Below are 14,134 nucleotides of genomic sequence, written 5' to 3'. Positions count from 1 at the left end.
CCGCTGGCTTGCAAGCCAAGCTTGGCTTGGCTGGCTGATAAATGCTCAGGTCGCCAGACCCTGCTGGCCCAGGAAGCGATGCAGGATTTCGAGACGCACGCGACTGTCGTTCATTTCCAACATGCTTTGCTTGGCGGCGAGCTTCAAGGGCAGCATCTCCGCCAGCCGGTAGCCCAGCCACACCGCGTCGTCGAAGGCCAGGGGTGGCTGAAAGCGTTCCTCTCCCACCTGTTGCACGATGGCACGCAGCACATCGGCGCAGGCCGCGTGCTTAGACGGTAGCGCCAGGGGCGGCTCCACCGGTAGCAGCCGCGCCTTTGCTACCACCCATCCATCGGCTTGTGCCTGGTTTGCCAGTACCTGGAAACGCTGGCCGCCGACCACCGTGAGATGGAGCTCGCCCACTGCCTGCATGTGCCAGTCGGTGATGCGCGCAGTGGTGCCCACGGCGTGGGGCGTGGCCGCTTCGCCCCCTTCGGCGCCTTCGCGAATCAGGCATACGCCAAACGGGCGATCCGCCTTGAGGCAGGCCTTGGCCATGTCCATGTAGCGTGGCTCGAATACTCTTAGCCGCAGCATGCCGCCGGGGAACAGCACGGTGTGGAGGGGAAACAAGGGCAGATCGAAGGGCGTGCCCTGGGCGGATTCCTGGAGGTAATCCACGATGCGGTCACGGAGTTTGCGCAGCATCTCAGGTCGCGGTCTCGCCCCAGCGCGGCATGAGCTGGTGCGGCACCGCGAGCTGGTCCAGCACGCGCGCGACGACGAAATCCACGAGATCCTGCACAGTTTGGGGGTGGTGGTAAAAGCCGGGATTGGCAGGGAGTATAACGACACCCAGACGGGCCAGCTTGAGCATGTTTTCCAGATGCAAGGCGGAAAACGGTGTCTCACGCGGCACCAGGATGAGCTTGCGGCCCTCTTTGATGACCACGTCTGCTGCACGTTCGATCAAGTCGTCGGACAGACCGTTGGCGATGGCCGCCAGCGTGCCCATGGTACAGGGGCAGACCACCATGGCATCGGGCGGGTTGGAACCGGAGGCCACCGGCGCGAACCATTGGTCGCGGCCGTAAACGGCGAGTTGGCCTGGCTGCGGTTGGTAACGTTGCTCGAGAAATGCCTGTAGCGCCTGGGCGCGCGCAGGCAAGGTAAGCCCCAGTTCCTGTTTGGCGGTGACATGAGCCACCTGTGAGGTGAGAAGCTGCACCCGGCAGCCTGCGGCGAGCAGGCATTCCAGCAGGCGGAAGGCATAGGGCATGCCGGAAGCCCCGGTGAGGGCGAGGGTGAGGGTCTTCATGGTGTGAGCTCCAACGGCTGCGCTTCCCGTTCTCGCGTGCGGGGCTCATCCTGTTCCTTCTTGCGTGCCGCGTCCTCTTCTCGGCTGCGTGTGACGAGGACGCACAAGTGACGTTCGAAGGCATCGCCCAGGGTGTCGGGAATGATGGGTGTTGCTTCCTTCTCTGCTTCAGGCATGTAATCCAGCATGGTGCCATCGCTGGCGTAATAGACATAGCTGATCAGGCGCAGGGTGTGCTGCCCGCAATGGATGCGCTCACGCATCAGCGCCCAGGCCGCCGCCTGGCCCTTCACCAAGGGCGGCTGACGGAATACAACTTTTTTCCAGTAGGTGATCTCCTCGCCTTGGATCACCAGCTTGCTGCGATCATAGAAATACTGATCCTCGGCGCGGATGGGCAGGCGCATCCAGTCGGCGGCCAGGACAGGTGCGGCCGCCACCAGACAGGCGAAGAGCCACAGCCACCTCATGCGGGTTTAGGCCGCAAGGGAAGCTGTTGCAGCAGGCGCGTGGCGGCCAGACCGTTCACCGTGCCAAAGACCAGCGCGGCCCCAGCCAGAACCGGCACAAGCGAAACCAGCCCCGCATGGGGAATGAGCCAGAGATAGACCACGGCAAGCTGCCCGCTCAGGTGGGCAAAGGCGGCCACTACGCTGTGGGTGACGGGACCGAACCACTTGGCGGGGAGAGGGCGGGTGGCCGCCAGGGCCAGCAAGGCCGCCAGCGCGCCGACGAAGCTCAGCACGAAGCCCGGGGAGAGGAAAGTGCCCAGCAGGATGCTGCCTGCGACCACTCGCAGAGCCGACACCCAGGCAGCCACCCGCCAGCCAAAGCGGTCCAGCACCACCAGCGTGACGATGTTGGCCAGTCCCGGTTTCACGCCGGGCAGGGGCGAGGGAAGGGCATTCTCCGCCAGGGTGAGACCCAACGCCAGGCTAGCCAGCCAGGCGATGCGTCGGTCTTCTGCGGTGACGGGCAGCGTGATGCGCATGGGGCTAGTAGGTGATGGAATCGAAGCGGCGCGTCGCGCCGGCGAGCTCCACGCTCACCTGGTTGGGCAGGCACAAGGCGGCATCGCCCGCGCGGGTGAGCCAGCCTTGTTTCACGCAGTACTGACGTGGCCCTGGATCGGCGGCCACGCGCGCACGTCCCGGTTCGATTTCGATCACGCTCAGCCCGAGCGGGCCATGGGCGAGGATGCGGCGAGGCCCGTCGAGGCCGGCCACCGCCACCACCTGACCGCCGGCCCGCACGATGACACGCTGAGGCGCATCACGGTGCAGGGCGGCGATGGCGAGCCAGACTACCAGCATGAGTCCCATGCCAAGGGTGAGGGCATCGCCTGGACGCAGGAGGGATAGTAGCCTCATGAGGTAAGCCCCCGATGGCGTACCAGCACCTGGTACTCGGCGCGGAAGCGTTCCGCCAGCCGCTCGGCGAAATAGACGGAGCGGTGCTGGCCACCGGTGCAGCCGATGGCCACGGTGAGGTAGGCGCGGTTGTCGCGCACGAAGGCGGGCAACCATTTCTCGATGAAATAGCGGATGTCGGCCAGCATGCCGATGGCTGCCTCCTGCCTTTCGATGAATTCGATCACCGGCGCATCCAAGCCGGTCAAGGGCCTCAGCCGTGGATCGTAGTACGGGTTGGGTACACAGCGCACGTCGAACACGAAATCCGCATCCAGCGGCAGGCCGTGCTTGAAGCCGAAAGACTCGAACAAAAGAGTGATGCGGGAGCGGTCCAGCGCCAGAAAGTCCTTGACCCAGCTCCGCAGCGTATTGGGGGAGAGTTCGCTGGTGTCGATGTGGTGGCCAAGTTCCCCGATCTCCGCCAAGGCCTCGCGCTCGGCTTCCACGCATTCGGGCAGGGTCCGTTTGCCGTCCGAAAGAGGATGGCGGCGGCGTGTTTCACTGTAGCGCTTGACCAGAGTCTCGGTGTTCGCTTCCAGAAACAGCACGCGCACGTCGATGCCCTGGTGGCGCAGGGCGTGCACTTGCTGCGGCAGTTGGGAAAGGGTGTGACCGGTACGCGCATCGATGCTGATGGCCACCTGGCCGCGGCCTTCGTCGTGGAGCAGTTCGATTAGCGTGGGCAGGAATTCCACCGGCAGGTTGTCCACGCAGTAGAAGCCTGCGTCCTCCAGCACGTTGAGGACGATGCTTTTTCCGGAACCGGACAAGCCGCTCACTAGGATCACCTGCATCAGCGTTTCTCTTCGTCATCCACGGCACGCAGGAAGCGGTCGTGCCGCTCTAGGAACTGCTGGCTGCTATCGATGCCACGTAGCTGCAGGATGTGGCTACGCACCGCCACTTCCAGCAGCACCGCGATGTTGCGGCCCGCCGCCACCGGCAGGCGCGCCTTGGGAATGGCCACACCCAGGATCTCCTGCACCTCCTGCTGCATTTGCAACCGGTCGTAGCCCGCGCTGTGGATGTCCTCGGGCTGTTCCAGATGGACGATGAAACGCAAGGTCTTCTTCGGCTTCACCGCCACTTCGCCGAACAGGGCGCGGATGTTGAGAATCCCCAGTCCGCGTACTTCGATGAAGTCCTGCAGCAGTGAGGGACAACGGCCTTCCAGGGTATCGGGCGAGGTCTGGTAAATCTCCACCACGTCGTCTGCGATCAGGCGATGGCCACGGCTGATAAGCTCCAGTGCCAGCTCGCTCTTGCCGATGGCCGCTTCACCCGTGATCAGCACACCGATGCCCATCACCTCCATGAACACCCCATGCAGCGTGACGTACTCCGCCAATACCTTGGTCAGATAATGCTGCAATAGCTGCATCAGACGCGGGCTTTCCTGTGGCGTGGTGAACAGGGGCGTTTCAGTGCGGTTGGCGGCGTCCAGAAGCGGCTGCGGGACGGCGATGCCATTGGCCACGATCACGGCCGCGAGTTCGGTAGAGAACAGGTTGTCGATGGCCTGCTTGAGACCTGCTGCGTCGAGGCGGGATAGGTAGTCCATCTCGGCGCAGCCCAACACCTGCACCCGGTTGGGGTGAACGAAGTTCAGATGCCCAATCAAGGCGAGCGAAGGCTTGGAGACTGTTTCGCTGGTGAGCACCCGGTGGCCGCCGGTCATGCCCGCCACCCAAGCGAGCTGAAGCTTGGCGCGCATGTCCTCGAACAGCCGCGCGACGCTAATCTGGGGCATGGATAAACAGGCGGTGGATGGCAACGGGATCGGCGAGCTGGGCGAGCTGATCGCGGAACGCCTTGTCACCCAGCCGACTGGCCAGTTCCGAGAGGATTCTTAAGTGCAGCTCGGTGGCCTGCTCCGGCACCAGCAGCACGAACACCAGGCTGACGGGTTGATTGTCTGGCGCCCCGAAGGAAATGGGCTCCTTTAGCCGCAAAAAGCAGCCGGTGGCCTGCTTCAGGCCCTTGATGCGGCCATGGGGAATGGCCACCCCCTGTCCCAGTCCGGTGGAGCCCAGTTTCTCCCGCGCCAGCAGGCTGGCGGTGATCGTCTTGGCGGAAACCTTGAGCGTTTCTGCAAGGCGTTGTCCCACTACCTCGTAGAGGGCTTGCTTGCTCGCGGCGGCCACGTCGAGCAGGATGCGCTCGGGTGCGAGCAGGTCGGGCAGCAGGCTCATGGCCGGCGTGGCCGGGAACGGCTATTCCGCCGCCTGGCGCTTGAGCGCCTCGCGGCCGTGGCCACCATTCTTTTCCTTGTGCTTGAGTACCTGGCGGTCGAGTTTGTCGGCGAGTGCATCGATGGCGGCATACATGTCCGCGTCCTGGCTTGCGGCGAAGAGATCGCGACCGCTTACGTGGATGTTGGCTTCCGCTTTGTGAATCAGCTTTTCCACGGAGAGGATCACGTTGACGTCGATCACGTGGTCGAAGTGACGGGTAATGCGTTCCAGTTTGGCCTTGACGTAGTCGCGAATCGCGGGGGTGACTTCTACGTGATGCCCGGTGACGGTGAGGTTCATGGTGTGTGCTCCTGTTAGAAGGCCTTACGAAGACTGGCCGGCGGAATCTGCAGTGATTCGCGATACTTGGCAATGGTGCGGCGGGCGACGATGATGCCCTGCTTGGCCAGGATGTCGGCGATCTGGGCATCAGACAGAGGCCGCGTGCGGTCTTCTGCCGCCACCAATTGCTTGATCAGCGCGCGGATCGCCGTGGCGGAACAGGCGCCGCCGGACTCGGTTGCGACATGGCTGCCGAAGAAATACTTGAGCTCGTAGATGCCCCGCGGTGTAAGCATGTATTTCTGCGTGGTGACGCGTGAGACGGTGGATTCGTGCAAGCCCACCGCTTCCGCGATCTCGCGCAGTACCAGCGGCCGCATGGCCACCTCGCCGTGTTCCAGGAAATGGCGCTGGCGATCGACGATGGCCTGGGAGACACGCAGGATGGTGTCGAAGCGCTGCTGCACGTTCTTGATCAGCCAGCGCGCTTCCTGCAGCTGACTGGCGAGTTCCTTGCTGGTGGCGTTGCGGTTGCGGCGCAGGATGTCGGCATAGACCCGGTTGATGCGCAGTTTCGGCATGGCCTCTGGGTTGAGGCGCACCAGCCAGCGGTCCTTGATTTTGCGAACCTCTACGTCGTGCACGATGTAGCGCGTTTCATCCCGGCCATAGGCCGCGCCCGGTCGGGGCGTGAGATGGGTGATGAGCTCATGCGCCTCGCGCAGCAATTCATCCGAGCATTGCAACAGCTTCTTCAGTTTGTTGAAGTCACGTGCCGCGAGCAGGTCCAGATGCTCCCGCGCGATGTTGATCGCCAAGTCGCGTGCCGGCTCGGGTGCCTCACTGTTTTCCAGCTGCAGCACCAGGCATTCCGCCAGGTTGCGTGCGCCTACCCCGGGCGGGTCCATGTTTTGCAGATGCTTGAGGGCGGCGGTGAGTTCCAGCGGATCCACCTCCAGCTCCGGCGGCAGCATTTCCGCGATTTCGCTGAGTGGTTGCTTGAGATACCCGTCTTCGTCGAGGGCGTCGATGATTAGGGCGATCAGACTCTTGTCCCGCTCGGAGACGGTGAGCAGGTTGAGCTGCCATAACAGATGCTCGCGCAGTGTTTCCGCACCAGTGGCCAGTTGGGGGAAATCGCCTTCTTCGTCCTCGCCTCGTGGACCGCTGGGAATATCCTGGTCCCAGAGGCTCTCGGGTACCTCGGCGCTTTCCGGCGCGCCTTCCACTTCCACTTTGCTGACGGCCTCCTCGGTGATTGGAGCCGGCAGCGTCGTGGCGAAACCATCCAGGGCCGGCGCGCCGCCTTCCTCCTCGCTTTCCAGGTCGTAGCGCTCTAGCAGGGGGTTTTCCTGGAGCATGACTTCCAGCTCCTGGTTGAGTTCCAGGGTGGAGAGCTGCAGCAGGCGGATGGACTGCTGCAGTTGGGGCGTGAGCGTGAGCTGCTGGGAAAGCTTGAGCTGCAGACTGTGTTTCATAGGGGACTAGCCCAGCTCCGTGCCGGATGTGTGATCGGCTGGCAGCCGACCGTGCTTACGGCGGGCGTCACCTGCCTAGGCTCGAGCCCGAATAGTCCTTCAGGCCGGTTGCATTAGCATGAGCCCTGCATTCCGGATGAAGGCGCGGTTTGGGCTCAGAGGCGAAAATGCTCGCCGAGATAGACCCGTCGCACCGCCTCATTATAAACAATTTCATCCGGCTGTCCGCTGGCCAGAACCGAACCTTCGTTGATGATGTAGGCCCGGTCGCAAATGCCGAGGGTTTCGCGCACGTTGTGATCGGTGATCAGCACACCGATGCCCCGCTGCGACAGGAAACGGATGATCTTCTGGATGTCCAGCACGGCGATGGGATCGACTCCCGCGAAGGGTTCGTCGAGCAGGATGAAACGCGGTCGCGTGGCCAGTGCCCGGCCGATTTCCACGCGCCGGCGCTCGCCGCCGGACAGGCTGGTGGCGGGCGCATGACGCAAATGGTCGATATTGAGCTCGTCAAGGAGCAAATCCAGATGACTGTCGATTTCGGAGGCCGTCAGTGGCTGCAGCTCCAAGATGGCGCGGATGTTTTCCTCCACGGTGAGCTTGCGGAACACCGACGCTTCCTGGGGCAGATAGGACAGCCCAAGAAGCGCACGCCGATGGATGGGCAAACGGCTCAAGTCTTGCCCGTCGAGGAGAATCTTGCCGCCGTCGGTCGGGGTCAAGCCTACCATCATGTAGAAACTGGTGGTTTTGCCTGCACCGTTCGGTCCCAAAAGACCCACTACTTCCCCGCTGTGAACCGTGAGGGAGACGTCTTTCACCACCGTGCGCGCCTTGTAGCGCTTGCTTAGGCCAACGACTTCCAGCGTGCTCATGGTAGGCCGGCTTCCCGGCTTATGGCTGACGCGGTGTTTGCGCCGGCCGTAGTTCGAGCCCGTCCCCCGGCGGCGGCGCAACGTTGCGGGACTTGGGCTGGATCACCGCTCGTACTCGGCCCTTGGGATTGGTTTCCGTCACCGCATCGGGTCCGCCCTTCACCTGGTAGAACTCGCTCTTGGCGTCATAGGAGATGTAGCTGCCGCGCACCTCGTCCTGGCCGCGCTTGACGCGCGCATTGCCGAACAATTCCACGCGGTCACGCCGGCCATCGTATTCGATGCGGGCTGCCCAGCCTTCGATGTACTCGTCCACGCCGTCGCGCTTCTGCCTGAAGCTGGCTGGATTGCCATAGGCGGTGGCGCTGGTGAAACCTTGGGCGTCCTGGCGCACCACCAGCTTGTCGGCCAGGATCAGTAAGGTGCCCTGGGACAGGCGCACATTGCCGGTGTAGGTGGCCACCTTGGCGGCATCGTCCACCTCCATGGTGTTCGCCTCCAGGTTGATGGGCTTGTCTCGGTCAGCCTTCTCGCCGCGGGCGAGCGGCGGAGCCGCAAGCCCGAGAAGGAGGGCGAGGAGCGCGAGGCGGGCGAGGCGGGCCGAGGCGCGCACGGCCTCAGCTGCGGGGTTTCGCATAATGGACTTTCACGCGGGAGAGGATCTGGAAGTGGCGGGTCTTGGCGTTCAATTTTAAGCCAACACCGGTGATCTGGGTATGCGGGTCGCTGAGGGTTACCGGTTCGTCGGTGGTTGCGAGCTCCTTTTCCGGCTGGATGTGTAGATAAGACGTAGCCAGAGTGAGTTCGCCCCGGTCGCCATGGGCCTCGCGGATGATACGCACCTGGTCACGCAGATAGACGTTCTCGCCGTCGCGGCTGATGGTGCCTTTTTGCGCCAGCGCGTGTAACGGCGCGGCGGTGGGGGAAAAGCGTGTGAAGTGGGGACGTTCCAGCTCGCTGGTCTCGGTATCGGGGTAATGGGTCATCTTCGCCGCTGCCAGGGTGAAGCGCGGCTTACCATCCTCGCCCAGACGCACGGCGCTGAAGTTTTCCACGATGAAATCCGGATCGTGGCGCGTGCTGCCATCGCGCTTGGGAGGCGGCGGCTCCACCACCTGCGCCAGCCAATAGGTGAGGGCTGCGAGAAGCCCCAACAGGGTGAGGGCCGCCCACGTGGCGAGGTCGCGGCTCATTTCAGATAGGGCGCGAGCTGTGCCTCCCAGGTGCCCTGGGCGCGCATGATGAGTTCACACACTTCGCGCACTGCGCCGCGGCCACCGGGCAGAGCGGTGATGTAATGGGCGTGCTCTTTGACGATGTCCGGAGCAGATGGAACGGTGATGGCCAGTGCGCAGCGGCGCATCACCGGCAGGTCCACCACGTCGTCGCCCATGTAGGCGATGTGCTCAGGCGCGATCTCGAGTTCCGCAAGCAAATGCTGATAGGCCGCGAGCTTGTCTTCCGCACCCTGATAGAGATGCGTGACGCCCAGGTTGCGCGCTCGATGCACCATGAGCTGGGAATTGCGGGCAGTGATAATGGCCAGCTCCACGCCGGAACGCTTGAGCATCTTCATGCCGTGCCCATCCAGGGAAAAGAAAGCCTTGATCTCCTGGCCATCGTCGCTCAAGTAGAGGGAACCGTCGGTGAGCACGCCGTCCACATCGAAGATGATCAGGCGCAGCTGTTTTGCGCGCAGGTTCACCTCGTCGAGGGAGAGGACGTTGGTGATGGGATGACGGGTCATGACCAAACTCACACCACGCCGGCGCGCATCAGGTCGTGCATCGAGAGCGCGCCGATGAGACGACCGGCGCCATCCACCACCAGCAGGCTGTAGATGTTGTGATTCTGCATGCGTTCCACTGCTTCCGCGGCAAGCCGTTCCGGCGCGATCGTGCGCGGACTTGGGGTCATCACCTGGGCGATGCGCGTGGCGTGGATGTCGCAGCCGCGGTCCAAGCTGCGTCGCAGATCACCGTCGGTATAGATTCCCACCACCCGGTCGTCGGCGTCCACGACGGCAGTCATGCCCATGCCCTTCTTGGTCATTTCCAGCAGGGCATCGCGCAGGCTCGCCTCCGGGCGCACTCGCGGTAGAGCTTCGTCCTTGCGCATCACATCCGAGACGCGCACCAACAGACGTCGGCCCAGCGCGCCGCCTGGGTGGGAACGGGCAAAATCCTCGGCGCCGAAGCCGCGCGCATCCAGCAGAGCGACTGCCAGCGCATCACCCAGGGCCAGCGCTGCGGTGGTGCTGGCGGTGGGTGCGAGCCCCAGCGGACAGGCCTCGCGTGCCACGCTGGCATCGAGATGCACGTCGGCCTCGCGTGCCAGAGTGGACTGGGGGCGGCCGGTCATGCTGATGAGCTTGGCACCGGTGCGCTTGATGAGGGGCACGATGGTGAGCAGTTCAGGACTCTCGCCCGAGTTGGACAGGGCGATCACCACGTCCTCGCGGGTGATCATGCCCAGATCGCCGTGACTTGCCTCCGCGGGGTGCACGAAGAAGGCGGGTGTGCCAGTGCTGGCCAAGGTGGAGGCGATCTTGCGGGCGATGTGTCCTGACTTGCCCATGCCGCTTACCACCACCCGGCCGCGGCAGTTGAGCACCAGCTCCACTGCGGCGAGAAACCGCTCGTCCAGCCGCTCGGCCAGGGCCGATACTGCCTGGGCCTCGATGGTGAGCACTTGGCGCGCCAGGTCGAGGGCCTGGGGCCGGGCATGTGTGAGCGTATCGTCTGACATGGGACGCAATTATCCCAGATTATCCATTAGGACGCGGCATGAGGCCGCGCACAGCCCCGCAGGCGCGGGTGGCCAATCGAAAAACGGGGCTGAATGTCATGTGCAGTGCCGTTCATTGGGCACAAGCCGGCCTCATGGATGACCTGGGATTGTCCTAGCAACCGCGTGATGTGCTCACCCAAGGTGAGTGAGGCTGTGATGCTGCCATGGCCGCGGTACTTCACTGCATGGGAAGCGCTCGGCGGAGTTGTTCGCGATTATAGCAGCGGCCGCCCTGCGGGCACGCTTGTTATACTCGGCCGCGATCATGCACAACACGCTGGAACTCGTCCTCATCCTTCTTGCCGCTGCGGTCCTCATCGTCGCCTTGCTGCGCCTGCTCAGGCTGCCATCGCTAGTAGGCTACATGGCAGCAGGCGTGGTCATCGGCCCACATGCCTGGGGACTGGTGCCAGACACGGAGGAATCCCGCTACCTCGCAGAATTTGGCGTGGTGTTCCTGATGTTCAGCATCGGCCTGGAATTCAGTCTCCCCCAGCTCAAGGCCATGCGCCATCTGGTGTTTGGTTTGGGTGGCCTGCAGATGGGCGTGACCGCCCTCGCCGTGTTGGTCATCGCGCTCGCGGCGGGACTGGACTGGCGCGCGGGGCTCGCGTTGGGCGGCATTCTTGCCATGTCTTCCACTGCCATCGTCAGCCGACTGCTCGCAGAACGCTACGAATTGCAGTCGCGCCACGGGCAGAGCATCGTCGGCGTGTTGCTGTTTCAGGATCTCGCCGTGGTGCCGCTGCTGATCCTGGTTCCCGCGCTCGCCCGTGGGGACGACGCCTTGGCCACGACGCTTGGCCTGGCGGTGTTGAAGGCGGCGGGGGCGCTGGCGCTAATCCTCTTCTTCGGGCAGCGGCTGATGCGCCCCTGGTTCGCCCTGGTCGCGGCGCGCAAGACGCCGGAGCTATTCATGCTCAATGTCTTTCTGGTGACCCTGGGCCTGGCTTGGTTCACTCAGCGCGCCGAGCTCTCTTTGGCCCTGGGGGCCTTTCTGGCCGGTGTGCTGATTTCCGAGACCGAATACCGCCACCAGGTGGAAGCGGACATCAGGCCTTTCCGCGATGTCTTGCTTGGTCTGTTCTTCATCACCATGGGCATGCAGCTTGATCCCGCGCAGGTAATGGGCGAGCTGCCCTGGGTGCTGGCGGCCACGTTGGTGTTGGTCTTGGGCAAGCTGGCCATCGTGGCGGGACTGGCGCGGCTCATGGGCGCGAGCACCGCTGATGCCTGGCGCGTGGGTCTGTCCCTTGCCCAGGCGGGTGAATTCGGCCTGGTGCTGCTGGCCCTTGCCACGACGCAGGGTCTCATCCCAGGACCCGTGGCCCAGGTGGTGCTGGCGGCGATGCTGCTGTCCATGGTGGCCGCACCGCTCGTCATCCAGCATAGCGATGCCCTGGTGCGCCGCCTGTGCGCGAGCGAATGGATGAGCCGCGCCGCCGAGCTGCATGCCATCGCCGCCACCAGCTTCGGTCGGGAAGGTCACGTCATCATCTGTGGCTATGGACGCAGCGGGCAGATTCTGGCGCGCCTGCTGGACCAGGAACAGGTGCCCTCCATCGCCCTGGACCTGGACCCGGTGCGGGTGAAGCAGGCCGCCGCGGCCGGCGAGAGCGTGGTCTACGGCGATGCCGGGCGTCTGGAGGTCCTCATGGCGGCGGGGCTGTCGCGGGCGCGTATGGTGGTGGTCACCTATGCCGATGTGCCTTCCGCCCTCAAAGTGCTTGCCGTGGTCAGGCAGGCGCGCCCGGGCCTGCCGGTGGTGGTGCGCACGCTGGACGACAGCCAGATGGAGCCGCTCATCGCCGCAGGTGCCCAGGAAGTGGTGCCGGAAGTACTGGAAGGTAGCCTGATGCTCGCCTCCCATGCCCTGATGCTGCTGGGCGTGCCGCCCTCACGCGTGGTCAAGCGGGTGCGGGAGGTGCGGGCGCAGCGCTACAGACTGCTCAAGGCCTTTTTCCTAGGTTTGAGTGAGGCGGGCGCAGAAGAAGGGGGCGAGACCGTGCAGCCGCGGCTTTATACCGTGACCATTCCCGAGCAAGCCCCCACCTTGGGGCGCACCCTCGCGGAGCTGGATTTGGACAGCCTAGGGGTTGAGGTCACCGCGGTGCGGCGCCATGGCGTGCGCGGCCTGGACCCGGGCCCCGAGCTGCGGCTCGAGGCCGGCGATTCGTTGATTCTCATGGGGCTGCCGGACGATCTGGCCCTAGCCGAGCTGCGCCTTACGCGTGGTTAACGGAGGCGGGCATCAGAACAGGGTCACGCCGCCGCACACGGTCTGGGCACCGGTATTGTCCCAAGCCGGTGGCGTGGCGCTGGTCACGCAGGTGGATGTGTTCGGCACGTTCCAGGGCGTATAGCGGAAACTGCCACTTGCGGGATTGCCATCGTCGATTTTGCGGTCCACCTCGGCCAGCACCGTGCTGGGAATGTTAATTCCGGTCTTGATGTTGTGCACGGCCGGCGGGTTGCTCGCGGCATCCAGATAAACGTTGTCGAAGATGAGCTGGATCAGGCCGCCGAAGGGGTTGGCCGGCGAGTTGTTGGCATCGGCCGTGGTGCCGGTGCCAGTGTAGTTGCCGGTGATGAAGCCTGCCTTGGACAGGTGGTACCAGGCGCAGATGTACTCCGGCGAACCGGTGGTAGTCTTGTCCTCGATCAGGCTGTTGCCGTTGCCCCCGCATACGTTTCCCGCACCCGGGATGTTCTGGTTGGCAAGCGCCACCGGATAATCCCCGGGAATGCCGCGGTAACGGTCCTGGAAGCCAAAGAACGCGGCCTTGATGCCATCCTGCTGCGCGATGATGTTGCGCACGCGGGCGTTTTGGATCAGCTCCTGGCCCTTGAGCACGCCGCCCAAGAGTAGGCCGATGATTACCAGGACGATGGCGATTTCGATCAGGGTGAAGCCCTGCTGCCTTGCATTCATGGTACGGCTTCCATGCATGTCGTGATGATCAAGCGGATGCAAGTTTTATGCCACGCGCCAGGGCCGGTCGCGCGCGATGCTGGCGCTGGCCTTTCATGGGCTCGCCTTTGTCGGCTGTCGAGTGTTCGACGGGGCTGGCGATTTTTCGTCTGCGGCGCGGCGTTCCAGTTCTCCTAGAGTCTCGGTGAGAAAATGGCGTTCCTGGGGATCGGTCACGCTGCCGGAAGCCAGCCAGGCCCCGAGCTCGATGCGCGCCGCCTCCACTTCGCCCAGATCGGCCAGGATGAAGATCGGCATCTGGCGCGCCCAGTGGGGTACCGCAGGGCCGCGTGCCTGTTGCGCGACTTGCTGCGCGTAGGCGAGGGCGAGGTGGGGGTCGCCCAGCCGGTGGCGTGCCACCAGGGCAGCATGGGCGAGCCAACGCCAGCGCCGGTCGGGATCGGCCTCGAAGGCGCGCCGCACGAATTCCAGCATGCGGCGCGCTTTGGCCGGGTCGGGCACTTGGCTATACACGTGACTGGCCAAGAGCAGGGGCGCGTCGGCATGGGGATCCAGGGCGAGCAGGGTGGAAAGCCAGGCTTGCAGTCGTCCGTAGTCCAGGTGGGCGAAGGGTGTGGTCGCCCCCGGGGCCTCGTCCACTGTCTGTAGCCATAGGGTGAGCAGGCCCGCCAGCGGCACGGGCTCGCCCAGGGAGAAAGCCTCAAGCACCGCCACTGGGGGCGGTGCCGGCAGCTTGCCGGTGCTGGCCTCGGGCAAGGGCTCGGCTGCGCGCCAGGCGATCTGCGCTGCCAAAAGCAGGACGAGCAAGGGCATAAGGCCGCGCCGCGC

General features: G+C 64.3%; 18 protein-coding genes. 1 reads left to right on the top strand and 17 read right to left on the bottom strand.

From position 1 onward, the window contains the following. Positions 1 to 45 precede the first annotated feature (45 nt). The 15 genes from V6E02_RS03445 to V6E02_RS03375 form a co-directional block, all read right to left on the bottom strand. Entirely contained in the window at positions 46 to 690 is a 645-nt protein-coding gene (locus V6E02_RS03445) for an LON peptidase substrate-binding domain-containing protein (protein WP_347307193.1), read from the bottom strand. Between the two features lies 1 nt (position 691). Continuing rightward, positions 692 to 1,300 (bottom strand): flavin prenyltransferase UbiX, encoded by a 609-nt coding sequence (locus V6E02_RS03440; RefSeq protein ID WP_347307191.1) that lies wholly within the window; start codon positions 1,298 to 1,300, stop codon positions 692 to 694. After that, entirely contained in the window at positions 1,297 to 1,770 is a 474-nt protein-coding gene (locus V6E02_RS03435) for a surface-adhesin E family protein (RefSeq protein WP_347307189.1), read from the bottom strand. Before V6E02_RS03435 ends, V6E02_RS03440 begins: the two co-directional genes overlap by 4 nt. Next, positions 1,767 to 2,291 carry a Gx transporter family protein gene (locus tag V6E02_RS03430; protein WP_347307187.1) on the bottom strand — a complete coding sequence of 175 codons (525 nt, stop codon included), beginning with the start codon at positions 2,289 to 2,291 and terminating at the stop codon, positions 1,767 to 1,769. The genes V6E02_RS03435 and V6E02_RS03430 overlap by 4 nt, the downstream gene beginning before the upstream one ends. Positions 2,292 to 2,295: 4 nt before the next feature. After that, positions 2,296 to 2,670 carry a NusG domain II-containing protein gene (locus V6E02_RS03425; protein WP_347307185.1) on the bottom strand — a complete coding sequence of 125 codons (375 nt, stop codon included), beginning with the start codon at positions 2,668 to 2,670 and terminating at the stop codon, positions 2,296 to 2,298. Next, entirely contained in the window at positions 2,667 to 3,506 is an 840-nt protein-coding gene (rapZ, locus tag V6E02_RS03420) for an RNase adapter RapZ (protein ID WP_347307183.1), read from the bottom strand. The genes V6E02_RS03425 and rapZ overlap by 4 nt, the downstream gene beginning before the upstream one ends. Continuing rightward, positions 3,506 to 4,462, bottom strand: coding sequence for an HPr(Ser) kinase/phosphatase (gene hprK / locus V6E02_RS03415; protein ID WP_347307181.1), 957 nt, complete (start codon positions 4,460 to 4,462; stop codon positions 3,506 to 3,508). The genes rapZ and hprK overlap by 1 nt, the downstream gene beginning before the upstream one ends. After that, a complete protein-coding gene (locus V6E02_RS03410; protein ID WP_347307179.1) occupies positions 4,449 to 4,904 on the bottom strand; it encodes a PTS sugar transporter subunit IIA in 456 nt (151 codons plus the stop codon). The genes hprK and V6E02_RS03410 overlap by 14 nt, the downstream gene beginning before the upstream one ends. Before the next feature lie 21 nt (positions 4,905 to 4,925). Then, positions 4,926 to 5,246, bottom strand: coding sequence for a ribosome hibernation-promoting factor, HPF/YfiA family (hpf, locus tag V6E02_RS03405; protein WP_347307177.1), 321 nt, complete (start codon positions 5,244 to 5,246; stop codon positions 4,926 to 4,928). A gap of 14 nt (positions 5,247 to 5,260) precedes the next feature. Then, complete coding sequence (locus tag V6E02_RS03400) at positions 5,261 to 6,706, bottom strand: RNA polymerase factor sigma-54 (protein ID WP_347307175.1); 1,446 nt, start codon at positions 6,704 to 6,706, stop codon at positions 5,261 to 5,263. A gap of 155 nt (positions 6,707 to 6,861) precedes the next feature. Continuing rightward, a complete protein-coding gene (lptB, locus tag V6E02_RS03395) occupies positions 6,862 to 7,584 on the bottom strand; it encodes an LPS export ABC transporter ATP-binding protein (RefSeq protein WP_347307173.1) in 723 nt (240 codons plus the stop codon). Positions 7,585 to 7,603: 19 nt separating this feature from the next. Beyond that, positions 7,604 to 8,221 (bottom strand): lipopolysaccharide transport periplasmic protein LptA, encoded by a 618-nt coding sequence (gene lptA / locus V6E02_RS03390; RefSeq protein WP_347307171.1) that lies wholly within the window; start codon positions 8,219 to 8,221, stop codon positions 7,604 to 7,606. After that, the gene (gene lptC, locus V6E02_RS03385; protein WP_347307169.1) at positions 8,202 to 8,777 is read right to left on the bottom strand and encodes an LPS export ABC transporter periplasmic protein LptC; all 576 of its coding nucleotides are present in this window, start codon (positions 8,775 to 8,777) and stop codon (positions 8,202 to 8,204) included. The genes lptA and lptC overlap by 20 nt, the downstream gene beginning before the upstream one ends. Next, positions 8,774 to 9,331 (bottom strand): 3-deoxy-manno-octulosonate-8-phosphatase KdsC, encoded by a 558-nt coding sequence (gene kdsC, locus V6E02_RS03380; RefSeq protein ID WP_347307168.1) that lies wholly within the window; start codon positions 9,329 to 9,331, stop codon positions 8,774 to 8,776. The genes lptC and kdsC overlap by 4 nt, the downstream gene beginning before the upstream one ends. An 8-nt stretch (positions 9,332 to 9,339) precedes the next feature. Next, positions 9,340 to 10,332: a KpsF/GutQ family sugar-phosphate isomerase gene (locus V6E02_RS03375; RefSeq protein ID WP_347307166.1), complete on the bottom strand. Its 993-nt coding sequence runs from the start codon at positions 10,330 to 10,332 to the stop codon at positions 9,340 to 9,342. Between the two features lie 307 nt (positions 10,333 to 10,639). Between V6E02_RS03375 and V6E02_RS03370 the strand changes: the two genes are divergently transcribed. Then, complete coding sequence (locus V6E02_RS03370; protein WP_347307164.1) at positions 10,640 to 12,613, top strand: monovalent cation:proton antiporter family protein; 1,974 nt, start codon at positions 10,640 to 10,642, stop codon at positions 12,611 to 12,613. A gap of 12 nt (positions 12,614 to 12,625) precedes the next feature. On the opposite strand, the gene V6E02_RS03365 is transcribed toward V6E02_RS03370, so the two are convergent. Next, positions 12,626 to 13,306 carry a prepilin-type N-terminal cleavage/methylation domain-containing protein gene (locus V6E02_RS03365; protein ID WP_347307162.1) on the bottom strand — a complete coding sequence of 227 codons (681 nt, stop codon included), beginning with the start codon at positions 13,304 to 13,306 and terminating at the stop codon, positions 12,626 to 12,628. A gap of 93 nt (positions 13,307 to 13,399) precedes the next feature. Next, positions 13,400 to 14,119, bottom strand: a complete 720-nt coding sequence (locus V6E02_RS03360) for a hypothetical protein (RefSeq protein ID WP_347307160.1) — start codon at positions 14,117 to 14,119, stop codon at positions 13,400 to 13,402. Positions 14,120 to 14,134: the final 15 nt, after the last annotated feature.

The sequence above is a fragment of the Thiobacter sp. AK1 genome (assembly GCF_039822265.1).
Taxonomy (GTDB): domain Bacteria; phylum Pseudomonadota; class Gammaproteobacteria; order Burkholderiales; family Thiobacteraceae; genus Thiobacter; species Thiobacter aerophilum.
This window is presented reverse-complemented; position numbering and strand designations above follow the sequence as displayed.